At 69.7% G+C, this 26,780-nt stretch carries 23 protein-coding genes; 10 read left to right on the forward strand and 13 right to left on the reverse strand.

Annotated elements, in window-relative coordinates:
• Window position 1 precedes the first annotated feature (1 nt).
• Window positions 2–484: a DUF3093 family protein gene (locus tag ACIPV2_RS06065; protein WP_400839373.1), complete on the forward strand. Its 483-nt coding sequence runs from the start codon at window positions 2–4 to the stop codon at window positions 482–484.
• 59 nt (window positions 485–543) lie between these two features.
• Here ACIPV2_RS06065 and ACIPV2_RS06070 read toward each other — a convergent pair whose 3' ends face one another.
• On the reverse strand, window positions 544–837 hold the full coding sequence (locus ACIPV2_RS06070; protein WP_071640407.1) for a DUF4193 domain-containing protein: 294 nt from the start codon (window positions 835–837) through the stop codon (window positions 544–546).
• 211 nt (window positions 838–1,048) lie between these two features.
• Here ACIPV2_RS06070 and sepH point away from each other — a divergent pair, with 211 nt between their 5' ends.
• Window positions 1,049–2,089: a septation protein SepH gene (sepH, locus tag ACIPV2_RS06075; RefSeq protein ID WP_400839376.1), complete on the forward strand. Its 1,041-nt coding sequence runs from the start codon at window positions 1,049–1,051 to the stop codon at window positions 2,087–2,089.
• A 30-nt stretch (window positions 2,090–2,119) separates the two neighbouring features.
• On the opposite strand, the gene ACIPV2_RS06080 is transcribed toward sepH, so the two are convergent.
• Window positions 2,120–3,247 carry an alkaline phosphatase family protein gene (locus ACIPV2_RS06080; RefSeq protein WP_400839378.1) on the reverse strand — a complete coding sequence of 376 codons (1,128 nt, stop codon included), beginning with the start codon at window positions 3,245–3,247 and terminating at the stop codon, window positions 2,120–2,122.
• An 84-nt stretch (window positions 3,248–3,331) separates the two neighbouring features.
• Here ACIPV2_RS06080 and ACIPV2_RS06085 point away from each other — a divergent pair, with 84 nt between their 5' ends.
• Window positions 3,332–5,770 (forward strand): DNA topoisomerase (ATP-hydrolyzing) subunit A, encoded by a 2,439-nt coding sequence (locus ACIPV2_RS06085; protein WP_400839380.1) that lies wholly within the window; start codon window positions 3,332–3,334, stop codon window positions 5,768–5,770.
• Between the two features lie 183 nt (window positions 5,771–5,953).
• On the opposite strand, the gene ACIPV2_RS06090 is transcribed toward ACIPV2_RS06085, so the two are convergent.
• Window positions 5,954–8,098, reverse strand: a complete 2,145-nt coding sequence (locus ACIPV2_RS06090) for a type IIA DNA topoisomerase subunit B (RefSeq protein WP_400839382.1) — start codon at window positions 8,096–8,098, stop codon at window positions 5,954–5,956.
• A gap of 174 nt (window positions 8,099–8,272) precedes the next feature.
• On the opposite strand from ACIPV2_RS06090, the gene ACIPV2_RS06095 reads away from it, so the two are divergent.
• Window positions 8,273–8,482, forward strand: a complete 210-nt coding sequence (locus tag ACIPV2_RS06095; RefSeq protein WP_101186665.1) for a hypothetical protein — start codon at window positions 8,273–8,275, stop codon at window positions 8,480–8,482.
• 5 nt (window positions 8,483–8,487) lie between these two features.
• On the opposite strand, the gene ACIPV2_RS06100 is transcribed toward ACIPV2_RS06095, so the two are convergent.
• The 6 genes from ACIPV2_RS06100 to ACIPV2_RS06125 all read right to left on the reverse strand — a co-directional run bounded on the left by ACIPV2_RS06100 (window position 8,488) and on the right by ACIPV2_RS06125 (window position 14,638).
• On the reverse strand, window positions 8,488–9,522 hold the full coding sequence (locus ACIPV2_RS06100) for an alanine racemase (protein ID WP_400839383.1): 1,035 nt from the start codon (window positions 9,520–9,522) through the stop codon (window positions 8,488–8,490).
• Window positions 9,519–10,214: an alanine racemase C-terminal domain-containing protein gene (locus ACIPV2_RS06105; protein ID WP_400839384.1), complete on the reverse strand. Its 696-nt coding sequence runs from the start codon at window positions 10,212–10,214 to the stop codon at window positions 9,519–9,521. The genes ACIPV2_RS06100 and ACIPV2_RS06105 overlap by 4 nt, the downstream gene beginning before the upstream one ends.
• Window positions 10,215–10,229: 15 nt before the next feature.
• A complete protein-coding gene (locus tag ACIPV2_RS06110; protein WP_400839386.1) occupies window positions 10,230–10,982 on the reverse strand; it encodes a glutamine amidotransferase in 753 nt (250 codons plus the stop codon).
• A complete protein-coding gene (locus ACIPV2_RS06115) occupies window positions 10,979–12,295 on the reverse strand; it encodes a MurT ligase domain-containing protein (protein ID WP_400839388.1) in 1,317 nt (438 codons plus the stop codon). Before ACIPV2_RS06115 ends, ACIPV2_RS06110 begins: the two co-directional genes overlap by 4 nt.
• Window positions 12,295–13,551, reverse strand: a complete 1,257-nt coding sequence (locus tag ACIPV2_RS06120) for an RNA polymerase sigma factor (RefSeq protein ID WP_101186670.1) — start codon at window positions 13,549–13,551, stop codon at window positions 12,295–12,297. The genes ACIPV2_RS06115 and ACIPV2_RS06120 overlap by 1 nt, the downstream gene beginning before the upstream one ends.
• A gap of 160 nt (window positions 13,552–13,711) precedes the next feature.
• On the reverse strand, window positions 13,712–14,638 hold the full coding sequence (locus tag ACIPV2_RS06125) for a proteasome assembly chaperone family protein (RefSeq protein ID WP_101186671.1): 927 nt from the start codon (window positions 14,636–14,638) through the stop codon (window positions 13,712–13,714).
• Window positions 14,639–14,749: 111 nt separating this feature from the next.
• Here ACIPV2_RS06125 and ACIPV2_RS06130 point away from each other — a divergent pair, with 111 nt between their 5' ends.
• From ACIPV2_RS06130 to sucB, 3 genes are all read left to right on the forward strand, one after another.
• Window positions 14,750–16,225 carry a leucyl aminopeptidase gene (locus ACIPV2_RS06130; protein WP_400839391.1) on the forward strand — a complete coding sequence of 492 codons (1,476 nt, stop codon included), beginning with the start codon at window positions 14,750–14,752 and terminating at the stop codon, window positions 16,223–16,225.
• Complete coding sequence (gene lpdA, locus ACIPV2_RS06135) at window positions 16,225–17,598, forward strand: dihydrolipoyl dehydrogenase (RefSeq protein ID WP_400839393.1); 1,374 nt, start codon at window positions 16,225–16,227, stop codon at window positions 17,596–17,598. The genes ACIPV2_RS06130 and lpdA overlap by 1 nt, the downstream gene beginning before the upstream one ends.
• 72 nt (window positions 17,599–17,670) lie before the next feature.
• Entirely contained in the window at window positions 17,671–19,431 is a 1,761-nt protein-coding gene (sucB, locus tag ACIPV2_RS06140) for a 2-oxoglutarate dehydrogenase, E2 component, dihydrolipoamide succinyltransferase (protein WP_400839395.1), read from the forward strand.
• Window positions 19,432–19,437: 6 nt separating this feature from the next.
• Here sucB and ACIPV2_RS06145 read toward each other — a convergent pair whose 3' ends face one another.
• Window positions 19,438–20,769, reverse strand: a complete 1,332-nt coding sequence (locus tag ACIPV2_RS06145) for a hypothetical protein (RefSeq protein WP_400839396.1) — start codon at window positions 20,767–20,769, stop codon at window positions 19,438–19,440.
• Window positions 20,770–20,891: 122 nt separating this feature from the next.
• Here ACIPV2_RS06145 and ACIPV2_RS06150 point away from each other — a divergent pair, with 122 nt between their 5' ends.
• A complete protein-coding gene (locus ACIPV2_RS06150) occupies window positions 20,892–21,602 on the forward strand; it encodes a DUF4191 domain-containing protein (RefSeq protein WP_101186676.1) in 711 nt (236 codons plus the stop codon).
• Window positions 21,603–21,666: 64 nt separating this feature from the next.
• Here ACIPV2_RS06150 and ACIPV2_RS06155 read toward each other — a convergent pair whose 3' ends face one another.
• Window positions 21,667–22,854: a RimK family alpha-L-glutamate ligase gene (locus ACIPV2_RS06155; protein ID WP_101186677.1), complete on the reverse strand. Its 1,188-nt coding sequence runs from the start codon at window positions 22,852–22,854 to the stop codon at window positions 21,667–21,669.
• 25 nt (window positions 22,855–22,879) lie between these two features.
• On the opposite strand from ACIPV2_RS06155, the gene ACIPV2_RS06160 reads away from it, so the two are divergent.
• Complete coding sequence (locus ACIPV2_RS06160) at window positions 22,880–23,356, forward strand: ATP-dependent zinc protease (protein ID WP_400839399.1); 477 nt, start codon at window positions 22,880–22,882, stop codon at window positions 23,354–23,356.
• 130 nt (window positions 23,357–23,486) lie between these two features.
• Here ACIPV2_RS06160 and ACIPV2_RS06165 read toward each other — a convergent pair whose 3' ends face one another.
• Complete coding sequence (locus ACIPV2_RS06165) at window positions 23,487–23,873, reverse strand: RDD family protein (protein ID WP_101186974.1); 387 nt, start codon at window positions 23,871–23,873, stop codon at window positions 23,487–23,489.
• A 147-nt stretch (window positions 23,874–24,020) separates the two neighbouring features.
• Here ACIPV2_RS06165 and glnA point away from each other — a divergent pair, with 147 nt between their 5' ends.
• On the forward strand, window positions 24,021–25,445 hold the full coding sequence (gene glnA / locus ACIPV2_RS06170; RefSeq protein ID WP_101186679.1) for a type I glutamate--ammonia ligase: 1,425 nt from the start codon (window positions 24,021–24,023) through the stop codon (window positions 25,443–25,445).
• 145 nt (window positions 25,446–25,590) lie between these two features.
• On the opposite strand, the gene ACIPV2_RS06175 is transcribed toward glnA, so the two are convergent.
• The gene (locus ACIPV2_RS06175; protein ID WP_400839402.1) at window positions 25,591–26,772 is read right to left on the reverse strand and encodes a polysaccharide pyruvyl transferase family protein; all 1,182 of its coding nucleotides are present in this window, start codon (window positions 26,770–26,772) and stop codon (window positions 25,591–25,593) included.
• Window positions 26,773–26,780: the final 8 nt, after the last annotated feature.

Raw genomic sequence — 26,780 nt, forward strand, 5'->3', positions numbered from 1 at the left:
CATGAGGCTAATGCAGAACATCCACCCCGACACGCGCGAGACCTATCGTGAGCGACTGGCCCCCGGCCTGTGGCTGCTGGTCACCATCGCCCTCGCCGGCCCGATGGTGTCGCTCGTGCTGACACCGCTCGATGCGAGTCTCGCGCTGATGGTCGGGGCGGTCGTCTCGCTCGTGCTGGTCACGCTGAGCATCGCCCTCTCCCCCACGATCCGCGTGATCGACGGCGTGCTGCATGCGGGGCGTGCGCACGTCGACGCGGTCTGGCTGGGCGAGCCCCTCGAGTTCTCCGGCGAGGATGCCAGGGCCCGGCGCACGCACCAGATCGCCAGGGACGGCTGGAACCTGCTCCGAGGCGGCATCGACGGCGTCGTCGTCGTACCTGTCACCGATCCGGACGACCCGGTGAACAGCTGGACGATCTCCTCGCGCACGCCCGACCGTCTCGCGGCGGCGATCAGGGCGGCGCGCGCGCAGCGCCGCTGACGAGCCGGAACGCAGAACGCGCCCCGAGCCATGAGGCCGGGGCGCGTGCGTGTCGGTGGTCAGGCGGCGCATTCCTTGCAGATCGGGCCGTCCGCGCCGTCGTGGTCGAGCTGCGAGCGGTGCTTCACGAGGAAGCAGCTCATGCAGGTGAACTCGTCCTGCTGCGCGGGCAGCACGACGACATCGAGTTCCATGTCGGAGAGGTCGGCGCCGGGAAGCTCGAACCCCGTGGGGTTGTCCGAGTCCTCGACATCGCCGGCGCCGGACTGGGTGCTCGGCACGCGCTCCTTGAGGGCTTCGATCGACTCTGAGTCGTCTTCGCTCTTGCGAGGGGCGTCGTAATCGGTTGCCATGCGGTGATTCTCCACTTCCGTGGTGCGTGTGATCGTGGGGTGGGGGGATCCGATTTCGGGTGATCGGCGGGCCATAGTTTGCACGACTGCGCACCATTTAGCAAATGCCGGTCGGCCCGGTCGGGAAAACTCGCGGCACGCCCGCGATATTCCCCGTGCGAGCAGGGTGCGCGTGACACCATGAACGCACACCCATCAGAGGGGCATTGGCATGGAAAACGTCACCATCGTCGGAACGGAAGCGGGAGTCCTCGTCCTCGCGACCGAGTCCGGGCAGCGCTTCGCGCTCCCCATCGACGACGTCCTGCATCGCGAGGTGCGTCGAGCGACCCGCGAGGCGGAGCCCGCACCGGCACGGCTGGCCGCGAGCCCGCGCGACATCCAGGCGCAGATCCGCGCCGGGCTGTCTGCCGCCGAGGTCGCCGCGCTGCTCGGTGTGAGCGAGTCCGATGTGGCGCGCTTCGAGGGACCGGTGCTCGCCGAGCGCGAGCACATCGTCAACCAGGCACTCGCGGTGCCGGTGCTGATCGGCAGCGAGGTCGAGCCCGACGCGCAGCCCACCTTCGGCACGGCCGTGCGCGCCAAGCTGGCCGACCTCGCCGCGTCCGACGAGCGCTGGGCCAGCTGGAAGGACGAGTCCGGCTGGACGGTGAAGCTCGAGTTCACGGCGAACGAGGTGGCCCACGACGCTCGCTGGACGTTCGACCCGCGCCGCAGCACGCTGTCTCCGATGAACGCCGATGCCGCCCAGCTCTCCCGGCAGGGCTCGCTTCCCGAGGGGCTCATCCCGCGGCTGCGAGCCGTGGACGGGGAGCGCGTCTCGCCGTACAAGGACGACAGCCGTTTCGATTCGGGTGCGTTCGGCCCGCGGCTGCTTCCGCAGCCGGAGGAGGGCGAGGATGCCCCTGTGGCCGAGCACTCCAGCGCCGCGGTTCAGGACGCCGCCGCCCGCCGCGCCCCGGACGAGCACCGCACGAGCTCGGAGACCGCGGACCTGCTCGAGGCGCTGCGTCGCCGTCGGGGTCAGCGCGAATCGGCACCGCTGTTCGACGAGGGGCACGACGACGAGGCATCGCCGATCGCGCTGTTCGACGCACTCGACGAACCCGACGAAGAGCCCGCCGAGGCGAAGCCCGACGACACGAAGGCCGCTCCCGAGCCCGCCGCCGAGCAGCCCAGCGGACGGCGGAAACGTCGCAACGCGATGCCCTCCTGGGACGAGATCGTGTTCGGAGCGCGCACCGACGAGTGACCCTTCGACAGGCTCAGGGACCCAACCGCCTCAGCGCCGGAAGGCGCCGAGTCGGATGAAGGGCACCCGCCATTCCTCGGGTGTCAGCGCACCGTGCTGTCCCACCATGCCGCGGCCGCGCTGATCCTCGGCCTCGGCGTCGTAGAGGGCGACGTTGCCTCGCGCGATCACCAGCAGGTCGCCGATGCGCTCGCGCACGGCATCCGGGACCACCGGGCCGAACAGGCCCGCAGCGATCGCATCGGCGCGGCTGACCACCTCGGCCGAGCCCTCCAGGTCCCGCCGCCAGCGCGTCAGCAGACCCGCCTGGTCGGCATCGGGCTCGGCGTAGACGTGCAGCATCCGCGGCTCGCCGCCGATGTGGCGGATGCCGTCGTGCCAGCCGCTCGCCGCATCCAGCACGAGCTGACGGTGGTGCGGCACGTCGATCATCCCGTGATCGGCGGTGACGAGCACTCCCACCCCATCCGGAACGGGTCGCGAGAGCGCGGCGTCGACATCCTCCAGGGCGGCGACCCACTCGGCCGAGTCGACGCCGTGGCGGTGCCCCGCTTTGTCGACCTCGGGCAGGTAGCAGTAGACGAGGGCTCCGTCGTGGGCATCCGCGAGCTCCCACGCGAGCTCCACCCGCTCGGCCGCGCTGCGCGCCGAGCGGAAGTCGGCACCGCGCAGCGTCGCCCCGGAGAATCCGCTGCCGGCATAGGCCGGGATGCCGACGGCGAAGGCGGGATGCCCGGCCGCTGCGGCCTGCTCGAAGAGCGTGGGGCTGCTCTGCCACTCCAGCGGGTCGATGCCTCCCGCGTCCCACCCGCTGAGCAGGTTCACCAGGGCATCGGACTCGGAGTCGCGCACACGGTAGCCGACCAGGCCGTGCGTTCCGGGGGCGGTTCCCGTGAGCAGACTGGTCAGTGCGGCAACCGTCGTGGTCGGGAACACCGACCCCGCGACGTCCTTCTTCGCCATGGCCGATGACAGCGTGCGCGCGTGCCCGGCATGCGCGCGCAGCGGCAGGACGCCCAGTCCATCCACGACCACCAGCACAGCCGAGCGGACGGCGGTGGGCTCGGCGGATCCGCCTCGCAGCGACGTGAGCAGCTGCGACGCCACCCCGCTGATGTTCCGCGTCGAATCAAGGCTGGTCGGTAGGATGAGAGGCATCCGGGTCAGTCTCGCACAGGTGACCCGACGCACCGCGCCCGAGCGCCGTCGCGAGTCCCGCACCGAGCGACCAGCAGGAAGTCCATGCCAAAGCCCTCGTCATCCGAGCCCATTCAGGAGCGCATCCAGGACATCGACCTCTCGCAGGAGATGCAGGGCTCGTTCCTCGAGTACGCCTACTCGGTGATCTACTCGCGCGCGCTGCCCGACGCACGCGACGGCCTGAAGCCCGTGCAGCGGCGCATCCTGTACCAGATGGCCGAGATGGGGCTGCGCCCCGACCGCGGCCACGTCAAGAGCGCGCGCGTCGTCGGCGAGGTGATGGGAAAGCTGCACCCGCACGGCGACTCCGCGATCTACGACGCGCTGGTGCGCCTCGCCCAGGACTTCGCGCTGCGCGTGCCGCTGGTCGACGGGCACGGCAACTTCGGCTCCCTCGATGACGGACCGGCCGCCTCCCGGTACACCGAGGCGCGTCTGGCGGCATCCGCCCTGGCCATGACCGAGAGCCTCGACGAGGACGTCGTCGACTTCGTGCCCAACTACGACGGCCAGTTCCAGCAGCCCGCCGTGCTCTCGGCCGCCTTCCCCAACCTGCTCGTCAACGGCGCCAGCGGCATCGCTGTCGGCATGGCGACGAACATGGCGCCGCACAACCTCATCGAGGTCGTCGCGGCAGCCACGCACCTGCTCGAGAACCCCGAGGCGACCACCGCCGAGCTGATGGAGTTCGTACCCGGTCCGGACTTCCCCTCCGGCGGCATCCTGATGGGCCTCGACGGGGTCAGAGACGCGTACGAGTCCGGTCGCGGCGCCTTCCGGCTGCGTGCCAAGACCTCGATCGAGCCGCTCGGGCCGCGCAAGACGGGCATCGTCATCACCGAGCTGCCGTACCAGGTCGGACCCGAGCGCGTCATCGAGAAGCTCAAGGACGCGGTCACCGCGAAGAAGCTGCAGGGCATCAGCGATGTGCAGGACCTGACCGATCGCAAGAACGGCCTGCGGCTGGTCATCACCGTCAAGACCGGCTTCGACCCGGCGGCGGTGCTCGAGCAGCTGTTCCGCTTCACCCCGCTCGAGGAGTCCTTCTCGATCAACAACGTCGCGCTCGTCGACGGTCAGCCGCGCACCCTGGGCCTCAAGGAGCTGCTGTGGGTGTATCTGCAGCACCGCGTCGAGGTCGTCACGCGGCGCAGCCGCTACCGCCTGGCGCGGCGCAACGAGCGGCTGCATCTCGTGCGCGGTCTGCTGGTGGCCATCCTCGACATCGACGAGGTCATCCAGGTCATCCGCTCGTCCGACGACTCCGAGACCGCCCGCTCCCGCCTGCAGCAGGTCTTCGAGCTCGACGAGGTGCAGGCCGAGTACATCCTCGAGCTGCGCCTGCGCCGCCTGACGAAGTTCTCGCGTCTCGAGCTCGAGGCGGAGCGCGACAAGCTGCTCGCCGAGATCGCCGAGCTCGAGACCCTGCTCGCCGATCCGGCCCTCGTCCGCGCTCAGGTCGCGCGGGAGCTGGATGCCGTGGCCGAGCAGTTCGGCACCCACCGGCGGACCCTGCTGCTCAACGCCGCGCCGCCCAAGGCGCGCACGACCAAGTCGGCTGCGGAGCTGCAGATCGCGGATGCCCCCACGACGCTGCTGCTGTCGACCACCGGTCGCGCCGTGCGCGTCGACCTCGAACCGGGCGCGGTGATCACCACGCCCCCGCGTCGCAGCAAGCACGACGCGATCCAGGCCCGGCTGGAGACGACCACGCGCAGCGAGATCGGAGCGGTCACGACCGCCGGACGCGTCGTGCGGTTCACTCCCCTCGACATCCCCGCCGTCCCCGCCTCATCGGTCGGGCTCGGCGCCGGGGTGCGCATCTCGGACTACCTCGGGCTGACGGACCGCAGCGAACGGGTCATCGCGCTCATCCGCTTCGACGACGACACGCCGCTCGCCCTGGGCACCAGGGACGGCGTGGTCAAGCGCGTCGTCCCCTCGACCCTCACAGTGCGACCCGAGCTGGAGATCATCGGACTGAAGCCGAAGGATGTCGTCGTCGGTGCGGCGCCGGCTCCGGATGACGCCGAGCTGGTCTTCGTGACCTCGGATGCCCAACTGCTGCACTTCTCCGCGTCGAGCGTGCGCCCCCAGGGAGCGCCGGCCGGAGGAATGGCGGGAATGAAGCTCGGCGCGAAGAGCCAGGTCATCTCGTTCACCGTGGTGACCTCGGTCGAGGACGCCGTGGTGGTGACCGTCTCGGGGTCGGAGGGCACTCTCGCCGGCGCTGACGCCGGCCGGGCAAAGGTCTCGTCGTTCGCCGAGTTCCCTGCGAAGGGCCGGGCGACCGGAGGGGTGCGCGCGCACGCGCTGCTGAAGGGCGAGGACGGACTGCGCCTCGCCTGGGTGGGAGTCGATCCGCGCCCGGTCGGGACCGATGGGGCGGCTCGCGTCCTGCCGCCGTCGGGCGCCAAGCGCGACGGCTCCGGGCAGCCGCTGGATGCCGTGATCGGCTCGGTCGGCACCGCGATCGGCTGACCCTTCGACAGGCTCAGGGACCCATGGGAGGTCAGGGCCCTTCGGCAGGCTCAGGGACCCATGGGAGGGTCAGGGCCCTTCGACAGGCTCAGGGACCCATGGGAGGTCAGGGCCCTTCGGCAGGCTCAGGGACCCAAGGGAGGCTCAAGAAGCCATGGAAGGGTCGGAGACCTGCCGACGGGGTCAGGCGTCGATCGCCTCGCGGCTGAGCCGGTCGCTCGAGCTCATGATGAACTCGCGGCGCGGGGCCACCTCGCTGCCCATCAGCAGCTCGAAGGTGCGCACCGCGGCATCCGCCGACTCCGCGTCCTCGATCGTCACGCGACGCAGCAGACGGCCGGACTTCTCCATTGTGGTGTTGGCCAGCTGATCGGCATCCATCTCGCCCAGGCCCTTGTACCGCTGGATCGGGTCCTGCCAGCGCTTGCCGGCCTTCTGCAGCTTCGCGAGCAGGGCGTGCAGCTCGGCCTCGGAATAGGTGTAGATCGTCTCGTTCGGTTTGGAGCCGGGGTTCATGACGATCACCCGGTGCAGCGGCGGGACGGCGGAGTATACGCGGCCCGCCTCCACGAGCGGACGCATGTAGCGGAAGAAGAGGGTGAGCAGCAGCGTGCGGATGTGCGCGCCGTCGACGTCGGCGTCGCTCATCAGGATCACCTTGCCGTAGCGCGCGGCGCTGAGGTCGAAGGAGCGGCCGGAGCCGGCGCCGATCGTCGTGATGATCGCCGCGCACTCGGCGTTGCTCAGCATGTCGCTGATCGACGCCTTCTGCACGTTGAGGATCTTGCCGCGGATCGGCAGCAGCGCCTGGAACTCGCTGTTGCGGGCGTTCCGGGCGGTGCCGAGCGCGGAGTCGCCCTCGACGATGAACAGCTCGCTCTGCTCGAAGTCCTTAGACCGGCAGTCGACGAGCTTCGCGGGCAGCGACGACGACTCCAGCGCCGTCTTGCGCCGCTGGGTCTCCTTGTGCGCTCGCGCCGAGACACGGGCCTTCATCTCGGAGACGATCTTGTCGAGCAGCATCGACGCCTGGTTCTTGTCGTCGCGCTTGGTCGACGCGAAGCGCTCGGCGAGCTGCGTGCGCACCACCTGAGCGACGATCGTGCGCACGGCCGGGGTGCCCAGCACCTCTTTGGTCTGCCCCTCGAACTGCGGCTCGGGCACCGTGACGGTGAGCACCGCCGTGAGGCCCGCAAGCACGTCGTCCTTCTCGAGCTTGTCGTTTCCGACCTTCAGGCGCCGCGCGTTCTGCTCGACCTGGCTGCGCAGGGTCTTCAGCAGCTCCTGCTCGAAACCCTGCTGGTGCGTGCCGCCCTTGGGGGTGGCGATGATGTTCACGAACGAGCGGATGGTGGTGTCGTAGCCGGTGCCCCACCGCAGGGCGAGGTCGACCTCGCACTCGCGCTCCACCTCGGTGGCCTTCATGTGCCCATCGGCCTGGAGCACGGGCACCGTCTCGGTGAAGCGTCCGCTGCCCTGGATGCGCCACGTGTCGGTGACCGGCGCATCGGATGCCAGGAACTCGACGAACTCGGAGATCCCGCCCTCGTACAGGTAGGACGTCAGGCGCGGCTGCGCCGGCGCGTCGCCTTCGGGCCCGAGTCCCGCATGGGGCCCTGAGCCTGTCGAAGGGCGCTCGTCGCGGACCTCGAGCTCGAGACCCGGCACGAGGAACGCCGTCTGACGCGCGCGCGTCTCGAGCTCGGGGAGCTGGAAGGCGGCGTCCTTCGTGAAGATCTGCCGGTCGGCCCAGTAGCGCACCCTGGTGCCGGTGACGCCCTTGGCCACCTTGCCGATCACGCGCAGCTCGCTCTGCTGCTCGAACGGCGTGAAGGGGGCGTCGGGGCGCGGCTCGCCGTCGTCGGCGAAGAAGCCGGGCTCGCCGCGGTGGAACGACATCGCATAGGTCTTGCCGCCGCGATCGACCTCGACGTCGAGGCGCTCCGAGAGCGCGTTCACGACCGAGGCGCCGACACCGTGAAGACCACCGGATGCCGCATACGAGCCGCCGCCGAACTTTCCGCCGGCGTGCAGCTTGGTGTACACGACCTCGACGCCGGTGAGCCCCGTGCGCGGCTCGACGTCGACAGGAACGCCGCGCCCGCGGTCGGCGACCTCGACGCTGCCGTCAGCGTGCAGCGTGATGTCGATCTTCGAGCCGTTGCCGGCGACGGCCTCGTCGACGGAGTTGTCGATGATCTCCCACAGGCAGTGCATGAGACCCGGCGACCCGTTCGAGCCGATGTACATGCCGGGGCGCTTGCGCACGGCCTCGAGGCCCTCGAGAACCTGGAGATGGTGGGCGGAATACTCGGCAGTCACAGTCATCGATTCTATTTCCGGACGAGCAGGGGCCGGACCGCGACACTCCCCGCCGGGCAAGGCCGACGGCCCCGCGTACGCGCACAGCGAAACACGCCGCGATCCGGGCATGCATACGTGTGGCGCGTGGTTGTATTGAGCACGATCTCAAAGGATCCGAACCGCTGAGGAGGCACCGAGATGAACGCCACGACTGAGCGCGAGACTGCCGAGTACCGCCTCACCGCGATGGACCGCTGCGACTCCTGCGGAGCGCAGGCGTACATCGCCGCCGAGGTCAACGGCACCGAGATGCTGTTCTGCGCACACCACGGACGCAAGTACGAGGAGAAGCTGCGCGCGATCGCCACCTCCTGGCACGATGAGACCGCCCGTCTCATCGAGGCCTGAGGCGATCAGTCGACCACCAGTCGACGTACCGCGGGAGTGAGCCTGGTGATGATCTCCTCGCCGACCGTGTCCACGTGCTCGGCGAGGGCGGTCGCATCCGGCTCGCCCGCCGCACCCGGCCCGAAGAGCACCACGCGCTGACCCGCGGTCGCTCCGGCCCACGGCTCGACCGTCAGGGTGCTGCCGCTGATGTCGATGATGCGGCGCAGTCCTCCCGGTGTCGCGATCTGCGCGCCACGCAGGATCGACGGCAGACCGTGGAAGGCCCCGATGCCCACCCGGATGGCGTCGGCACCGACCTGCTCCACGGGCGCAGTGAGCCGGGCGATCAGGCTGAGACCCTCGAGCGCGGGGCCGTCGGCCGACCGGATGCCGTAGCAGAAGGCTCCGATGCGGCTCAGCGAGCCGCGCAGCTCCGGGCGCCACCATGCCGCAGCGGACGCGGTGAGGTGCAGCACCTCGGGCTCCCCGCCGGCGGCGACGAGCTGTGCGACCGCATCCAGGAACACCCGCTGCGCGGCGTCGTCCTCGGCGTCGCTGGCCTCGGAGAGGTGGCTCCACACGCCCGACACGGTGACGCTCCCGCGACGTTCGGCAGCGACTGCGGTGGCGATGGCGTCCTGCCACTGCTCGGGACGGAAGCCGTTGCGGTGCAGACCGGTGTCGATCTTCAGGTGCACGCGCACCCGTGCGCCTGCGGTCTCGGCCTCGGTGATCACATCGTCGAGATAGGCCGCCGACCCGACGCCGAGGTCGATGTCCGCCGCGATCGCCTGGGCGATCTCCCCCCGCGATGACGTCGCCCACGCGTACACGCGCTGCTCGGTGAGCGCGCGGATGCGCAGCGCCGTGGGGATGTCGTAGCCACCGAACCAGGTCACTCCGACCGCGGACGCCTCCCGCACCGCCCAGTCGATGCCGAGGCCGTACGCGTCGTCCTTCATCACGAGCAGCAGGTCCGACGGCGACAGGCGCCGCTGCACCGCGGCGATGTTGCGCCGGAACGCGCCGCGCGAGATCTCGAGCACGGGTCCTGTCATGCGATCCACTCCCCCTGGCCGTGCCGCCCGATGACGACGGCCATCTCCAGCGGTGTGAGCCCGCTCACCGCCGACCACTGTGCGAGCGCGTCGCGGGCGCCATCGGCGCCGCCGAAGTAGACGACGGACGTGCCGTCGTCGACATCGCCGCCCTCCAGGTCGACCACGCACACGTCCATGGCGATGCGCCCCACGATGGGGAGCATCCGATCGTGGATCTGAACCCGCACCCTGTTTCCGAGCACCCGGGGGATGCCCTGCGCGTAGCCGCCGGTGACCAGCGCGACGCGGGTGTCCTCGGCGGCGCGGTGAGTGTAGCCGTACGAGACGGCCTCCCCGGCTCGCAGGGGCTTGGTGGAGAGCACGCGGCCCTGCAGGCCCATCACCGGGTCGAGAGGCCCAGACCCGGTGGCATCCGGGATCCCGAGCAGAGCGACCGGGCCGACGTCGGGCGCACCCTCGGTGCGCACGCGCAGCCCCGAGCGGGAGGAGACCACTTCGACGTGCTCGGGGTCGACGATCACGTCGGTGGCCCCGGCATCGGCGAGGACTCGGGCGACCTCAGCCGCACCGTGCCCGTACCCGTCGTGCCGGAGGTCGACCAGCGCACCGGGCCCGACATGCGCACGCGCCGCTCGATCGAGCGCTCCTCGTGAGAGGAGCACCCGTGGCAGCGCGCTGCTGACAGTCATGACGATCTCCCGCTCTCAGAGCTGGATGGTCTTGAAGCCCTTGTCGTGGATGAAGCGCTCGATCGCATCGCGTGCGCCCTTCGCGTACTCGTCGAATGCGCTGGGCGTCGCGCCGGGCAGGTCGAGCCCGCGGCGAGCGGCCACCGCCGAGACGAGCACATCGGCCAGCGCGGGGTTCAGCGGCAGCACGGGGCCCTGCACGTTGCCGGTGACGGCGTTGCGGTGGCGGACGAACTCTCCGCGGCTCTCGCCGCGCGCGTAGCTTCCGCGACCGGCGACGACCGTGCCGTATCCGGTGGTCGCGTCGGTGAGCGCCCACTCGGAGGCGTGGTCTTCGAAGCCGACGACCGCGGCGTCCGGCGTGCGGACGGTGATGTACCCGACGCGGCGGTCACGTGTGCGAGCGACCCGGTACGGCATGACGCCGAGACCCGCGACGCTGTCGCCGTCGGTGAGATCGATGCGCTCGCCGAGCAGCTCGGCCGAACCGCCGACGGCGAACAGCGTGCGGTCATCCGCGATGAAGGAGCGCAGCTCCTCGGCCCGGGCGACGAAATCGGCATGCACGCCGCGCAGCGCAGAGAGCGGACCGTTGCCGATCACGACGATGTCGGCGTCATCGGGCATCCGCTCGCCCACGCCGACATGCGCGGTGGTCGACTCGACGCCCCTTGCGCGAAGGCGCTGCTCGAGGGCGCGGACGTTGCCGCGGTCACCCGTGATCCCGAGCTCGGCGGGATACAGCTGGACGATGCTGATCTGCGTCATCGGCGCGCCACCTCCTGATCGCCGTACCCGAGGATGCGGCGACCGATCATCATCAGCTCGTAGTTGACGAACCAGGTCTGCTTGCCTGCCGTGGTCTCGGGGAACGAGCGCATGATCGCGACAGCCTTCTCCATGTCGGGCTCCACGGCGCCGATCTCCACACCTGCGTGCGCCAGGGCGAGAGCCAGCTGGTGGGCCTTGTCGCCGGTCACCACGTCGACGCGCGGCAGCGCCGTGAAGTCGACGTCGTACAGCCACGACACGTCGGGGGTCCCCTCATCGATCGCGATCAGGGCGCGTTCCGGAGTGCCATCGAGGGCATCCAGGTTCATCTGGATGCTCGGAGCATTCTTGAACATGACGAATTCGACCTGCTCGCCCGAGGGGTCGCGGCGCAGCGGGATGACCTCACCACGGCCGTAAGCCGGTGCCATGCTCGCGAAGCCCGTGGCCGCGCGCTCGGTGTCGAACTCGGCTCCGAGCACTCCGGATGCCACCGCAAGGGCAGCGGCGGCGTCGGCGGCGTAGTGCAGCCCGCGGGCAGGCAGGGTGATGCGGGCATCCGCTCCCCCGACATTCACGACCACATCGCGGCCGGCGACCTCGCGGACCTCGGAGAACGCCTCCCGGTCGATGATCCCCGCCGTGCCGCTTCGCGTGTCGACCGCGTTGGCGAGGCCGTGCGCGGCGGAGGCGACGATGTCGGACGCGACTCCGAAGAAGGTCACGGGGGCGCGCATCGCGTCGACGTCGATCTTCGAAAGGTACGGGTCGTCGCGGTTGATCACGACGTGCGCCGAGGCGCGCTTCGAGGCCTCGAGCATCATGTCCGCCACGCGCTCGGTCTCGTAGAACCGGTACAGCTGATCGACCTGCACGTTCAGCGACAGGATGACCGACGGCGAGAGGCGGTCGGCCAGATCAGCGGCGAAGCCCTCGTCGATCTCGAGCACGGCGACGTCGGCCCGGATGCGACCGGTGAGGGTCGCGTCGGCGAGCAGCGCGCTGGTGACTCCCTGCGGCAGGTTGGCGCCGGTCGGGTTGGTGAACACCTTCAGCCCGTGCGCACGCAGCACCTCGCTGATCATGTGCGTCGTCGTGGTCTTGCCGTTCGATCCGAGCACGAAGACCACGCCGTAGCGGAACTGGTCGGCGAGCGTCGGCAGCAGCGTCGGAGCGAGACGGTTGGTGAGGTAACCGGGGAAAGCAGAGCCTCCCCCGCGCAGACGGGTCGCGAAGCGCGCGAGCTTGCCCGCCAGCACGGGGAAGACGTACCGCAGGCCGGCTGAGCGCGCCTGAGGTGTCGCCGGCATCATTCGAGGTAGTCCCGCAGCGACTGCGACCGGCTCGGGTGCCGCAGCTTGGCCATCGTCTTCGACTCGATCTGACGGATGCGCTCGCGCGTCACGCCGAAGGTGTCGCCGATCTGGTCGAGGGTCTTCGGCTGACCGTCGCCGAGACCGAAGCGCATCCGGATCACGCCGGCCTCGCGCTCGGACAGGGAGTCGAGCAGCTGCTCGAGCTGACGCTGCAGCATGGTGAACCCGACCGCGTCCGCGGGGACGACGGCCTCGGTGTCCTCGATGAGGTCACCGAACTCGCTGTCGCCGTCCTCGCCGAGCGGGGTGTGCAGCGAGATCGGCTCGCGGCCGTACTTCTGCACCTCCACGACCTTCTCGGGAGTCATGTCGAGCTCGCGCGAGAGCTCCTCGGGCGTGGGCTCGCGGCCCAGGTCCTGCAGCATCTGACGCTGCACGCGAGCGAGCTTGTTGATGACCTCGACCATGTGCACCGGGATGCGGATGGTGCGCGCCTGGTCGGCCATGGCACGGGTGATCGCCTGGCGGATCCACCACGTCGCGTAGGTCGAGAACTTGAAGCCCTTGGTGTAGTCGAACTTCTCGACCGCGCGGATCAGGCCGAGGTTGCCCTCCTGGATCAGATCCAGGAACTGCATGCCGCGACCGGTGTAGCGCTTGGCGAGCGAGACGACGAGGCGCAGGTTGGCGCCCAGCAGGTGGCTCTTCGCGCGCTGGCCGTCGCGAGCGACCCACTGCAGGTCGAGCCCGAGCTGGCTGGACTTCTCGGCCGCCGACATCGTCGACAGCTTCTCCTCGGCGAACAGACCGGCCTCGATGCGCATGGCGAGCTCGACCTCTTCGGCCGCGTTCAGCAGCGCGACCTTTCCGATCTGCTTCAGGTAGTCCTTCACGGGGTCGGCGGTCGCGCCGGTGATCTGCGTGGAGTAGACGGGGACGTCGTCCTCGTCCTTCGACGTCAGGACGATCGCGCCGGTGGGCAGCGGCTCGGTGAAGGCGGGCTTCTTGTCGCCCTCCTCCTCGTCGCCATCCTCGGTCTCGACGGCCTCGTCGACCTCCGCGGCCTCGTCATCCTTCTTCTTCGCCGTGCGACGGGCGGGGGCCTTCTTGGCGGGCGCCTTGGCGGCGGCGGCCTTCGTCGCCTTCTTGGGCGCCGGCTCAGCGGCTTCCAGCACCTCCGCCTCGACGGCGGCGGTCTCGGCAGCGGTCTTCTTGGTCGTCCGGGAGTTCTTGCTCGTGGCAGGAGTCACGTTTCGCCTTTCACGGAGCGGTGCACGCGCTCCGAGCCGTTTCGGACACTAGTAAGACCCTTGTCAAGTGCATCCGTGAGGAATCTGTTGACAACGGGTCGAGCATCCATTATCACACACGACCGCGCCGGCTTTCTCCGATTCCGGGAATCCGCCGCTCTCAGCGCTGCTTGTCGTCGTCTCCTGGACGGCGCGTGGCGAGGTACCGCTCGAGTTCGGCGGCGAGCTCGTCGGCGCTCGGCAGGTCGCGCTCGTCGAAGCCGCCCTCGTCGCCCGTGTCATCCCGGCCGGCCATGTACGCGTCATAGCGCTGCTCGAGTCCGCGCAGCATCTGCACCAGCTCATCGCTGCCCTGCACCTGTTCGGCGACGCGTGCGTGGAACTCCTCGCTGCGCTCGTGCACGGCATCCATCCGCAGGACCAGCCCCGTGCCCGCCATCAGCTTGTCGGCCGCCGCGACCACCGTGTCGGGGTAGTCGGTGTCGGCGAGGTAGTGCGGGACGAGGAGGACGAATCCCGCCACGCGCACGTCGTTCTCGGCCAGGCGGAACTCGAGCAGGTGGGCCGCGGTGGCCGGCACCTGCGTGCGCGGCCGCCATACCGAGTGCACGGCCGTGAGGTCGCGTCTGTTGCCGCTGACCGTGACGCCCAGCGGCCGGGTGTGCGGAACGGGCATGGCGATCGAGTGCACCCACGTGACCGTCGAGACCTGGAACGCGTCGACGAAGTCGACCACGGCGCGCGCGAAGGCATTCCACGCGAAATCGGGCTCGTAGCCGGAGAGCAGCAGGAACGACTGGCCGAGGGCGTCGTGCGCCAGGGAGAGCTCGAGCCGCGCCGGGCGGTACTCGGTGAGGTGGTCCTGATCGAAGAGCACGATTGGGCGCCGCGCCCGGTAGTCCAGCAGCACGTCGTCATCGAAGACGGCGAGCGGCTTCGGGTCCGTCGTCGCATTGAGGTGCTCGATGAGACCCGCGACGGCGCTGCCGGCATCGGTGAAGCCCGTGAGCAGGATGACCAGGGGCAGGCCCGTCGGCACGTCCGGAGCCCCGGGAACCGACTCGAAGAGGTCAGCAGGTGACGGCATATGTCCATGCTACGAGTCGCATCCCGAGCCCGGGCGGCGCCATGCATGCTGACAGCGAACACGGCCGCAGCGCCTCGGCTGGGCGAGAGAGGCCGTCCATAGGATGGAGCCATGACGCTTCCCGTGATCACCCACACGACCGATCCGTTCCCCGGAGGCACCGCAGACGCCGCCGTGCTCGTCATCCCCGATCTCTCCTCCGCAGCCGACGCGCTGAGCGGGTACGAGGGTCTTGCCGACACCCTGGCAGGCATCGGATACAAGGGAACGGCTTCCGCCTACGCTCGCGTGCACGTGCCGACGGTGACGTCGCTGCCCCTCGCGGTCGTCAGCGCCGGATCGCAGCCGGATGCCGCCGCCGTGCGCGACGCAGTGGCGACGGCCGTGCGCTCGCTGACCGGCTTCGCGACGGTCTCGATCGGGTTCGCCGGCGACCTCGAGCAGCACGCCGACGCAGCGGCGGAGGGCGCCCTGCTCGGCGGCTACCGCTTCGACGACTACCGCTCGGAGAAGAAGCTCTCTCGCGCTGAGACCATCGTGCTGCACGCCGCATCGATCGGCGACGAGGCGCTCGAGCATGCCCGCGCGGTGGCCGAGGCCGTCGCCCTCGTGAAGGATCTCGTCTCGGTTCCTGCCGAGTGGCAGAGCCCCGCTCAGCTCGCTGACGAGGCCGCCAAGGCCGTCGCCGATCTGCCGATCGAGGTCGAGGTGCTGGATGAGAAGCAGCTCGAAGAGCAGGGCTACGGCGGCATCCTCGGCGTCGGCCGCGGATCCGACCGCCCGCCGCGACTGGTGCGTCTGTCGTACTCCCCCGCCGAGGCCGCTCGTCACATCGCGCTGGTCGGCAAGGGCATCACGTTCGACACGGGTGGTCTCTCGCTCAAGCCCGCGGCCGGCATGGTCGGGATGAAGTTCGACATGGCGGGCGCCGCCACCTCGCTCGCAGCGATCCGCGCCGTCGCCGCTCTCGGCCTGCCCGTGCAGGTCACCGCCTTCCTGTGCATCGCCGACAACATGCCGTCGGGTCGGGCGACCCGTCCGGGCGACGTGCTGCGGATGCTCGATGGCCAGACCGTCGAGGTGATGAACACCGATGCGGAGGGCCGTCTGGTCATGGCGGACGGTCTCGTCGCCGCCAGCCGGGAGAACCCCGACGTGATCATCGACGTCGCGACGCTCACCGGTGCCATCATCGTCGCGCTGGGCATGCGCCACACGGGCGTGATGGGTGACGACGACGCCGTCGCCGAGTATCTCGCCGCAGCCGAGTCGGTCGGCGAGGATGCCTGGCCGCTGCCGCTTCCCGAGTTCATGGAGGAGAGCCTCGACTCGCAGATCGCCGACATGGTGAACGCGAACATGGCCGACCGCTCCGGCGGATCGCTCTTCGCCGGACTGTTCCTGCGCCGCTTCATCGGCCGGACCTCGGATGCCGAGGACGCGCCGCGCATCCCGTGGGTGCACCTCGACATCGCCGGTTCGGGCGAGCACAAGGGCGCGCCGTACGGCTTCACGGAGAAGGGGCCGACCGGCGCAGCCGTGCGCTCCCTCATCGCGTTCGTACGAGCATCGGCGAAGGAGTCCTGATGGCCACGCACGAGTTCGACCTGGTGATCCTCGGCGGCGGCAGCGGCGGCTACGCGGTCGCGCTGCGCGCCAGCGAGCTGGGCAAGAAGGTCGCGCTGATCGAGAAGGACAAGGTGGGCGGCACCTGCCTGCACAGGGGGTGCATACCCACCAAGGCTCTGCTGCATGCGGCGGAGGTCGCCGACCACGTCCGGTCCGCGGCATCCGTCGGAGTGACGGCGACCTTGGAGGCGGTCGACGCCGCAGGGGTGCGCGCGTACCGCGAGGGCATCGTCGCCAAGAAGTTCAAGGGCCTGGAAGGGCTCATCAAGGCGCGCGGCATCACCACCGTGGACGGAGAGGGGCGTCTGGCCGCCGACCGCGCGGTCGTCGTCGGAGAAGACCGCTACGTGGGCACGGACGTGGTCCTCGCCACCGGCTCGTACAGCCGCTCGCTGCCGGGACTCGAGATCGGCGGGCGGATCCTCACCAGTGAGCACGCTCTCGCGCTCGACGAGGTGCCCGGCAGCGTGATCATCCTGGGTGGCGGCGTCATCGGCGTGGAGTTCGCCAGCGTGTGGAAGTCGTTCGGAGCAGAGGTCACGATCGTCGAGGCGCTGCCGCACCTCGTTCCGAACGAGGACATCGCGATGAGCAAGGGACTCGAGCGCGCGTTCCGCCGTCGTGGCATCAAGTATTCGCTGGGCACCCGCTTCGCGAAGGCCGAGCAGGACGACGCGCAGGTCACCGTGACGCTCGAGGACGGCAAGAGCGTCACCGCCGACTATCTCCTCGTCGCCGTCGGGCGCGGACCTGTGACCGAAGGGCTCGGGTTCGAGGAGGCCGGTGTCGCTCTCGAGCGCGGGTTCGTGACGGTCGATGAGCAGCTGCGCACGACCGTGCCCGGCGTCTGGGCGGTCGGCGACATCGTGCCGGGCCTGCAGCTCGCGCACCGCAGCTTCCTGCAGGGCATCGCCGTCGCCGAGCGCATCGCCGGGCTGGACGTGCCGACTCCGCCGGAGTCGCAGATCCCACGGGTGACGTACAGCAGCCCCGAAGTGGCATCGGTCGGCATCACCGAGGAGGCGGCGGTGGCCGCGCACGGCGCCGACGGCGTCGTCTCGTACGAGTACAACCTCGCCGGCAACGGCAAGAGCGAGATCATCGGCACGGCCGGCCTGGTGAAGGTCGTCCGCCGCAAGGACGGTCCTGTCCTCGGCGTGCACCTGCTCGGCGACCGCGTCGGCGAGCTCATCACCGAGGGCCAGCTCGCCGTAGCCTGGGAGGCGCACCCGGAGGACATCGCGCCGCTCATCCACGCGCATCCCACGCAGAGCGAGGCACTCGGAGAGGCTTTCCTCGCACTCGCCGGAAAACCGCTGCACGCCCTGTAGGAACGCACCAATATCCATAGACTCCCAGGTCACTAAGCTTGGGGCATCACAATTTTCCGAAGGAGACTCGACATGAGCACAGCCGTGGTCCTCCCCGCACTCGGGGAGAGCGTCACCGAGGGCACGGTCACTCGCTGGCTGAAGCAGGTCGGCGACACCGTGCAGGCTGATGAAGGCCTGCTGGAGATCTCGACCGACAAGGTCGACACCGAGATCCCGTCCCCCGTCAGCGGTGTGATCGAGGAGATCCTCGTCGCAGAGGATGAGACCGTCGAGGTCGGCGCGCTGCTCGCACGCATCGGCGACGGCAGCGGAGCGGCATCCGGCGGCGACGCGCCGGCCGAGGAGGCACCGGCTGAGCAGCAGCAGGCGCCGGCCGAGCAGGCGCAGTCGACGGCAGCGCCGGCCGAGAACGAGGTCGAGGCCGCGCAGCAGCAGGCGCAGAGCGACTCGCCCGCGCCCGCAGCGTCGAGCGACGCCACCGATGTGGTTCTGCCGGAACTCGGCGAGAGCGTCACCGAGGGCACCGTCACCCGCTGGCTGAAGCAGGTCGGCGACGACGTCGCCGTGGATGAGGCGCTGCTGGAGATCTCGACCGACAAGGTCGACACCGAGATCCCGTCGCCCGTCGCGGGAACCCTCCAGGAGATCCTGGCCGGCGAAGACGAGACCGTCGAGGTCGGCGCTGTTCTCGCCCGCATCGGCTCGGGTGCGCCCGCAGCCCAGGCTCCGGCGCAGGAGGCCCCCGCTCAGGAGGCCCCCGCTCAGGAGGCACCCGCTCAGGAGGCACCCGCCCAGGAAGCACCCGCCCAGGAAGCACCCGCTCAGCAGGCACCCGCGCAGCAGGCACCCGCACAGCAGGCACCCGCGCAGCAGGCACCGGCTCAGCAGGCACCCGCTCAGCAGGCACCTGCTGACTCCGATTCCGACTCGCTCTACGTGACCCCGCTGGTGCGCCGCCTGGCCAGCCAGCAGGGCATCGACCTGTCGACGGTCACCGGAACCGGCGTGGGAGGACGCATCCGCAAGGAGGATGTCCTCAAGGCCGCCGAGTCGAAGTCGCAGGCACCGGCCACCGAGGCCGCAGCTCCGGCGGCACCCGCGCTCGAGGTCTCGCCGCTGCGCGGCACGACGCAGAAGATGTCGCGCCTGCGCAAGGTCGTCGCCGAGCGTGCGGTGGCCTCGATGCAGCAGACCGCACAGCTGACCACCTTCGTCGAGGTGGACGTCACCAAGCTCGCGGCGTTCCGCAACGCGAAGAAGGACGAGTTCAACCAGAAGACCGGTGCGAAGCTGTCGTTCCTGCCGTTCTTCACGCTCGCCGCCGCTGAGGCCCTGCAGGCCTTCCCGATCATCAACTCGACCGTCGACGGCGACTCGATCGTCTACCCGGCGAGCGAGAACATCTCGATCGCGGTCGACACCGAGCGCGGCCTGCTCACCCCGGTCGTCCGGGATGCGGGCACGAAGAACCTCGCCCAGCTCGCGCAGGAGATCGCCGACCTGGCGGCCCGCACCCGCGACAACAAGCTGAAGCCCGACGAGCTCGCCGGCGGCACCTTCACGGTGACCAACACCGGCTCGCGCGGCGCGCTGTTCGACACGCCCCTGGTGTTCCTGCCGCAGTCGGCGATCCTCGGCACCGGCGTCGTGTTCAAGCGCCCCGGCGTGGTCACGGTCGACGGAGTGGATGCCATCGCGGTCCGCTCGTACGTCTACCTGGCGATCTCGTACGATCACCGCACGATCGACGGAGCGGATGCAGCCCGCTTCCTCGGCGCGATCAAGAGCCGCCTCGAGTCGGCGGAGTTCGCGGCGAACCTCGGGATCTGAGCGCGCTCAGCCCTGACCGGATGGCTGGTTCGCGACGTCGTACACGTCGCGGACCAGCCATCGGTCTTTCTGCATGACGAGCACGAGCATCTGCTCCCCGCGCTGCCCCGACTCCCCGAGGCGCAGCACGCCCACATCGCCGTAGTCCTCGACCGCGGCGATCGTCCGCTTCGCTTCGGTTCCCGCGAGGCGCTCCTGCACCGCCGCACCTGCGCCGTCGACGACCGCGTCGGCGCACACCGCATCACCTCTCCGCCCGCACTCCAGCACGGTCGTCAGCAGCGCCGCAGCGCGCTGCTCCGCCGAGCCGTCGATCATGACATCCGGCGCCTCAGACGTCTCCACGTCCCGTTCCGGGGCGGCATCCGGGGCCGAGGTCGGCGTCACCGCCGGGATCACCTCCCCCACTCGCTCGGTCGCCGCAGAGTCCTCCTCCCCTGTCGGCCACATCAGACCGCCGACCAGCACCAGCGCGGCCGCCGCTCCGCCGACGATCAGCATGCGACCGCGAGGGGCGCGTGCGGCCGGCTCCCCCGCGCGCCTCGACCTCACGACCGCTCGTCGATCACGCCTGAGGCCGGTCCTCAGCTGGCGCGCCATGTCCTGTCCCGCCTCGATCAGGCGGTCCTGCACGCGGCGCAGCGCTCCCGGCTCAGCGGCCAGCAGGTCGGCATCCTGATCCAGACGCACAGCGTGCGCATCGATCGCGACCACTCGCCCCGGCGCGAACACCTCTCGCACCAGAGCGCGGGGAGCGGCGAGCTCGGTCAGCTCGCGCTCCCACCGCTCGATGGACCGGCGGACCATGCGCTGATCGCCCGCCGCCGTCTCGATCTCGCCGAGCAGCCGGTTCAGCGCGCGATCCGGACACCCCTCCCGCAGACGAGCGATGAGCGCGACAGCCGACGCGGTGCAGGCCACGCCCTCACCCGGCGCGAACACCGGCCGCGCCTCATCGGTGAGCCACCACTGCCCGGTGACGCTCCGATCGCCGACCTCCACGATCCCGCGCAGCAGGCTGCCGACGAGCGTCACCGTCTCCCCCGCCGACAGCGCGCTCTCCGCCGCCGCGCGGCGTCCGAGGAACACCTCGATGCGATCCGCGCACCACGGCAGCACCGCGTCGTGTCCGTCCGGCCTGCGCAGCAGGTCGCGCACGCCGGCGACATGCTCGGCGCCGGCGTGCAGCCACAGCGGCTCGGGTACGGCCTCGACGTCCACGCGCACACCGCGTCGCTCACCATCCGTGATCAGCTCACCGGGATAGGCGGATTCCTGCGCATCCAGCATCCGGATCGAGCGATGCGCGCCCGGTGTCAGAGCTGCCGTCTCATCCATCCCACCATCTCAGCGCGCGGCGCCATGCAGCGCGGCCGCGAACAGCGGAACGGGGGACGATCGACCCGATCTCGCCGGCTGTGCAGGAAGAACGTGCATCCCGGAATCGGTAGGCTGTACGCATGGCAAAGAGTGCTCCCGTCACCGAGAAGCGGCCCGGCTTCTTCTCGCAGATCCGTTCCCTGTTCCGTTTCACGCGGGACGTGTACGGCTGGCTTCCGTGGGCGCAGATCGCCATCCTCGTCGCCGGAGTGCTGATCGGTCTGATCATCGGCTTCCTCATCAGCGGCACCTCCGTGCTCGGCCTGATCCTCTGGGGCTTCACCGGTCTGCTGTTCGGAATCCTCGGCGCCATGTTCCTCATGACGCGCCTGTCCACGACGGCGATGTACGCGAAGATCGACGGGATGCCCGGCGCGAGCGGCCACGTCCTCAGCACCAGCCTCGGCCGCAGCTGGTCCGCCTCGGACACCCCCGTCGGCGTCAACCCCAAGACCCAGGAGGCCGTGTACCGCGTGGTCGGTCGCGGCGGCATCGTCATCGTCGGCGAGGGCGCCCGTGGCCGTCTCACCCGCCTGATCAACGAAGAGCGCCAGAAGGCGCAGCGCGTCGCGCACGGCGTGCCCGTCACGGTGCTCTACGTCGGTCACGGCGACGACGATGTCGCGATCGCCGACCTGTCGAAGACCATCAAGAAGCTCCCGAAGGCGATCGACAAGGCCACGATGGCCGCGGTCATCCGCCGCATCGAGTCGGTGTCGCAGTCGCTGTCTTCGCTGCCCATCCCGAAGGGCATCGACCCCACCCGCGTGCGCTCGCAGCGCCCGCGCTGATCCGCGGACAGCGCTGGAAACGCAGAACGGCTCCTCTCGATCGAGAGGCGCCGTTCTGCATGTCTCACTCGCCCAGCGGCTCCTTGGGCAGCCGGCGCACGCGGGGACGACGGCGCCGCTTCTCGGGGATCATCGAGCGCATCTCCTCGAGCTTGCCGAAGCACAGCAGACGATCCTCGGCCTCGAGCTCGACGTGCTTGCGCGGGTTGGGGATCACGCTGACGCCGCGGTGCAGCGTCAGCACCGTGATGTCGCGATCCCACAGCCCGAGATCCCCGAGCTTCATGCCCACCTGCTCCGCGCCGGAGTGGATGAGCAGCTCGGCCACGCCGTAGCCGGTCGACACGCTCAGCCGCTGACGGACGTCGATGTCGGGGAACGCCACCTGGTTGGCGATGTAGTCGATGATCGCGCCGGCGACGTCGAGCTTCGTCGCAGTCTCGATGCCCTGCAGGCCCGGTGAGGAGTTGACCTCCATGACCAGGGGGCCGTCATCGCTCTCGAGCATGTCGACTCCCGCGACGCGCAGACCCATGATCTGAGCCGAGCGCACCGCCGTCTGCTCGTACACCGGGTCGAGGGTGACCGGCTCCACCCGACCGCCGCGGTGCACGTTCGAGCGGAACTCGTCGCCGTCGGCGACGCGGCGCATGGCGGCGACGACGCGATCGCCCACCACGAGCGCGCGGATGTCGCGGCCACGGCTCTCCGCGATGAACTTCTGGATGAGCACGTTCTGCTTGGTCGAGTGCAGGGTCTCGATGATCGCCTCGGCGACCTTGACCTGCGGGGCGAGGATCACGCCGATCCCCTGCGTGCCCTCGAGCAGCTTGATGACGACGGGAGCGCCACCCACCCGCTCGATCGCGGGGCGCACATCGGCGCGGTTGCGCACGAACGCGGTCGGGGGCATCGCGATGTTGTGCCGGGACAGGATCTGGTTGGCGCGGAGCTTGTCGCGGGCGCTCGAGATGCCGTTGGCCGTGTTCGGGGTGTAGACGTCCATCTGCTCGAACTGACGCACCACGGCCGTGCCGAAGTAGGTGATCGAGTTGCCGATGCGCGGCAGGATGGCGTCGTACTCGCTGAGCTGCTTGCCCCGGAAGAACAGGTCGGGTGCGTCAGCGGTGAGGTCGATCGCGAAACGCAGCGTGTTCAGCACCTTGACGTTGTGTCCGCGCTGCTGCGCGGCGGCCCGAAGACGCTGCGTCGAGTACGAGTGCGGGGCGCGCGAGAGAACAGCGATCTTCACAGAGGTTTCCTGCCAGGATGTACGAGTGACACGGTCCTCTCATTCAAACACGTCCACCGGTTGGCGGGAGTGGGTCGGCCTGCCGGATCTCGGGATCGACTGGCTCAAGGCCAAGATCGACACGGGCGCGCGCACGTCCTCGCTGCACGCCTTCGATGTCACCGAGTTCGAGCGCGACGGCGAGGACTGGGTGCGCTTCGCCGTGCATCCCTGGCAGGACAGCATCGCCGACGCCGTCGTGCACGAGACGCGGGTGCACGACCGCCGCGCCGTGCGCAGCTCGTCGGGTCACACCGAGCACCGCATCGTGGTGACGATGCGGGTGCGGCTGGTCGGCAGAGAGGTGGATGCGGAGGTCACCCTCACCAATCGGGATGAGATGGGCTTCCGGATGCTGATCGGTCGCGAGGCTCTGCGTCAGGGATTCCTCGTGGACCCGGCAGGCTCGTTCCTCGGCGGCCGCGCGCCGCGCGAGATGCGCAACCGCAACCGCGGCCGCTGACGCTTCGGCAGGCTCAGCGCCCTTCGGCAGGCTCAGGGGCCCATGATAAGGCTCAGTGCCCTTCGGCAGGCTCAGGGGCCCATGATAAGGCTCAGTGCCCTTCGGCAGGCTCAGGGGCCCAGGATGAGTCTCAGCCGCGAATCAGCACCGTGCCGGCGATCTTGTCGTGCAGGCCCCGCTGATCGGCATCCCAGATCACCGCCGGGATCACGAACACCAGCAGCAGCGTCCGCACGATCGGACGCCACAGCCCCACCCACGCACCGTCCACGCGCAGCACGCGCATGCCCAGCATCCGGTGCCCGGGGCTTCCGTTCGCCGTCGGGAGGAAGACGATCTGCAGCACGGCGAAGACCATCATGGGCGCGAACTGGCGCCAGCCCGCTTCGGCGGGCAGCTCGAGCGGGTCGTAGCCGAGGAAGCCGATCGCGATGACCGTGGCGGCGAAGTAGTCGATCAGCAGGGCGGCGATCCGGCGTCCGGGACGGGCGATGCTCCCCGGTCCTGAAACGGGCATTCCGAGGCGTTCGCCGGGGTAGTCACTCACCCGTCCAGCCTATCGAGCGGCCGTAACATGCCCGAAACACAGCGGACACGGCTGAGAAACTCCATGCGCATAACCTGCGTAAGGTTGATGCAACCGATACCCGATCAGGAGTCGTACATGTTCACAGAGCCCGCTGAGGTCATCCGCTACATCGAGGAGAACGACGTCAAGTTCCTCGACATCCGATTCACCGACCTTCCCGGGGTCCAGCAGCACTTCAACATCCCCGCCTCCACGGTCGACGACGACTTCTTCCGCGACGGGCAGCTCTTCGACGGGTCGTCGATCCGCGGCTTCGCGAGCATCCACGAGTCGGACATGCAGCTGATCCCCGACGTCACGACCGCGTACGTCGACCCCTTCCGGGCCGCGAAGACCCTGGTGATGGTCTTCGACATCCACAACCCCCGCACCGGCGAGATCTACAGCAAGGACCCACGCCAGGTCGCCAAGAAGGCCGAGAAGTACCTGGCCTCGACCGGCATCGCCGACACGGCGTTCTTCGCCCCCGAGGCCGAGTTCTACATCTTCGACGACGTGCGCTACTCGGTGACCGGAGGCGAGAGCTTCTACAGGATCGATTCCGAGGAGGCCGCATGGAACTCCGGTCGTGAGGAGGAGGGCGGCAACCTCGCCAACAAGACGCCGTTCAAGGGCGGCTACTTCCCCGTCGCCCCCGTCGACAAGACCGCGGACATCCGCGACGACATGACCCTGCGCCTGATCGACTCCGGCTTCCACCTCGAGCGCTCGCACCACGAGGTCGGAACCGCCGGTCAGCAGGAGATCAACTACCGCTTCGACACGATGGTCAGCTCAGCCGACGACATCCTGAAGTTCAAGTACATCATCAAGAACACCGCCGAGGAGTGGGGCAAGACCGTCACCTTCATGCCGAAGCCGCTGTTCGGCGACAACGGCTCGGGCATGCACACGCATCAGTCGCTGTGGCTCGACGGCAAGCCGCTGTTCTTCGACGAGGCCGGCTACGGCCAGCTCAGCGACATCGCTCGCTGGTACATCGGCGGTCTGCTCAAGCACGCGCACGCCGTGCTCGCGTTCACGAACCCGACGCTGAACAGCTACCACCGCCTGGTGAAGCACTTCGAGGCGCCGGTGAACCTGGCCTACTCCGCCGGCAACCGCTCGGCCGCGATCCGCATCCCGCTCACCGGCTCGAACCCGAAGGCGAAGCGCATCGAGTTCCGCGTTCCGGATGCCTCGTCGAACCCGTACCTCGCGTTCGCCGCGCAGCTGATGGCAGGCCTCGACGGCATCAAGAACCGCATCGAGCCGATGGAGCCGATCGACAAGGACCTGTACGAGCTGCCCCCGGAGGAGGCCGCGAACATCCCGCAGGTGCCGAACTCGCTGCTGGACTCGCTCGAGGCACTCCGCAAGGACCACGACTTCCTGCTCGAGGGCGGCGTGTTCACGCAGGAGCTCATCGACACGTGGATCACCTACAAGTACGAGCAGGAGATCCTGCCGATGGCGCAGCGCCCGCACCCGTATGAGTTCGAGCTGTACTACGGATGCTGAGCTTCGGGTCGTCTGAAGCGCCAGCCCGCTGAGAAACCACTTCCTGCCCGAGACACCACGTGTGAGCGTGTGTCTCACGCGGGAAGTGGTTTCTCGCGTCTGAGGGCCCCGCGGCGCCGTGCGCTGACCGGCCCCGCCGGCCCCGTCAGCGCAGCGCGTCGACGGCGATGTCCCACCAGCCCGCCGCGGCCGCGCGGTGCTCGTCGATGCGCTCCGCGGCGGCGTCTGTCGTGGCGCGCGCCGACGCGGCGATCTCCGTGAGGCGGGCGGGAGCATCCGCGAGCCCATCGAGGTCGACGACGCCGTCCTGCCCCCAGTGGCCGAGTGCGCCGCTGAGCTTGATGCGCGTGTACTCGTCGACGGCCAGCGCCAGGATCGGGCTCCCGGCCGGTGCGGCGAACACGGCAGGGTGGTAGCGACTGGTCACCAGCAGTCGCGATGTGCGGGCCAGTCGCGCGGCGGTCAGCGAATCACCGCTGGGCAGCACGTCGCTCGGGCGTCGCATCCGGGCGCGCACCCGCTCATGCAGCGCCGCGTCGCCGGCGGGCTCGGAGCCCGCGGTCTCAGGTCCGAAATGCGCGTGGAAGACGACGGGTCCCACGGTGTCCGCAGCGTGATCGAGCAGCGCGGCGATGCCGCGCTCGACCTCGTCGGCGGGGCGTCCGGCGAACCACCCCGACAAGCTGACGAGAACGCGATCGGACGCGCCGGCTCCGTCATCGCCCATCGGTCCGCCGCCGAGGAACGAGGCGTCGTCGACGCCGGCGCGCACATCCGCGCCCCAGGTGCGGGCGAGTTCTGCCGAGGCGTGCTCGCGGACGCCGGTCAGCGCGGCCGCACGTGCCATCGCGGCGACACGTTCGGCATCGGCATCCTCCAGATCTGGTCCGAAGGTCTGCCCCGACACCACGACAGGTAGACCGCGAGCCCGTGCCATCGCGGCGAGCGTGGTGCGCTCGTACACGTGCACCGGCCAGCGCGACGCGAGGTTGCCGCCGCCCGCGATGAGCACACCCGACGCGTCACCGATCGCATCGAGGACCGGGCCGGCCGGGTCGCCGGCGTCGAGTGCGGTGCGTCCCGCCGCAGCATCCACGAGAAGCGCGCTGCGGCGAGCCGCGGCATCGCGATCGAGACCGACGAAGCCGAGCCGCGGAACGCTGGGCACGCCGTAGCGAACAGCGGATTCCTCCGGCGCCGACGACACTCCCACGACCCCGAGATCACGGGCAGCCAGCTCGTCGCGCGCGGCCTCGAACATCGCCTCGTCGCCGATGTGGATCATGCCCGACAGCACACCGATGTCGCCGATGGTGAGAACGCTCACGCCTGTCC

This window comes from Microbacterium sp. NPDC089987, assembly GCF_044748505.1.
Taxonomy (GTDB): Bacteria; Actinomycetota; Actinomycetes; order Actinomycetales; family Microbacteriaceae; genus Microbacterium.

Coding starts and splice junctions, on each gene's coding strand:
- ACIPV2_RS06085 (WP_400839380.1), top strand. CDS start 3,332: ATGCCAAAGCCCTCGTCATCCGAGCCCATTCAGGAGCGCATCCAGGAC.
- ACIPV2_RS06145 (WP_400839396.1), bottom strand. CDS start 20,769: ATGGATGAGACGGCAGCTCTGACACCGGGCGCGCATCGCTCGATCCGG.
- ACIPV2_RS06110 (WP_400839386.1), bottom strand. CDS start 10,982: ATGACGCAGATCAGCATCGTCCAGCTGTATCCCGCCGAGCTCGGGATC.
- ACIPV2_RS06125 (WP_101186671.1), bottom strand. CDS start 14,638: ATGCCGTCACCTGCTGACCTCTTCGAGTCGGTTCCCGGGGCTCCGGAC.
- ACIPV2_RS06090 (WP_400839382.1), bottom strand. CDS start 8,098: ATGACTGTGACTGCCGAGTATTCCGCCCACCATCTCCAGGTTCTCGAG.
- ACIPV2_RS06150 (WP_101186676.1), top strand. CDS start 20,892: ATGGCAAAGAGTGCTCCCGTCACCGAGAAGCGGCCCGGCTTCTTCTCG.
- lpdA (WP_400839393.1), top strand. CDS start 16,225: ATGGCCACGCACGAGTTCGACCTGGTGATCCTCGGCGGCGGCAGCGGC.
- ACIPV2_RS06105 (WP_400839384.1), bottom strand. CDS start 10,214: ATGACTGTCAGCAGCGCGCTGCCACGGGTGCTCCTCTCACGAGGAGCG.
- sucB (WP_400839395.1), top strand. CDS start 17,671: ATGAGCACAGCCGTGGTCCTCCCCGCACTCGGGGAGAGCGTCACCGAG.
- ACIPV2_RS06080 (WP_400839378.1), bottom strand. CDS start 3,247: ATGCCTCTCATCCTACCGACCAGCCTTGATTCGACGCGGAACATCAGC.
- ACIPV2_RS06065 (WP_400839373.1), top strand. CDS start 2: ATGAGGCTAATGCAGAACATCCACCCCGACACGCGCGAGACCTATCGT.
- sepH (WP_400839376.1), top strand. CDS start 1,049: ATGGAAAACGTCACCATCGTCGGAACGGAAGCGGGAGTCCTCGTCCTC.
- ACIPV2_RS06095 (WP_101186665.1), top strand. CDS start 8,273: ATGAACGCCACGACTGAGCGCGAGACTGCCGAGTACCGCCTCACCGCG.
- ACIPV2_RS06130 (WP_400839391.1), top strand. CDS start 14,750: ATGACGCTTCCCGTGATCACCCACACGACCGATCCGTTCCCCGGAGGC.
- ACIPV2_RS06115 (WP_400839388.1), bottom strand. CDS start 12,295: ATGCCGGCGACACCTCAGGCGCGCTCAGCCGGCCTGCGGTACGTCTTC.
- glnA (WP_101186679.1), top strand. CDS start 24,021: ATGTTCACAGAGCCCGCTGAGGTCATCCGCTACATCGAGGAGAACGAC.
- ACIPV2_RS06165 (WP_101186974.1), bottom strand. CDS start 23,873: ATGCCCGTTTCAGGACCGGGGAGCATCGCCCGTCCCGGACGCCGGATC.
- ACIPV2_RS06070 (WP_071640407.1), bottom strand. CDS start 837: ATGGCAACCGATTACGACGCCCCTCGCAAGAGCGAAGACGACTCAGAG.
- ACIPV2_RS06100 (WP_400839383.1), bottom strand. CDS start 9,522: ATGACAGGACCCGTGCTCGAGATCTCGCGCGGCGCGTTCCGGCGCAAC.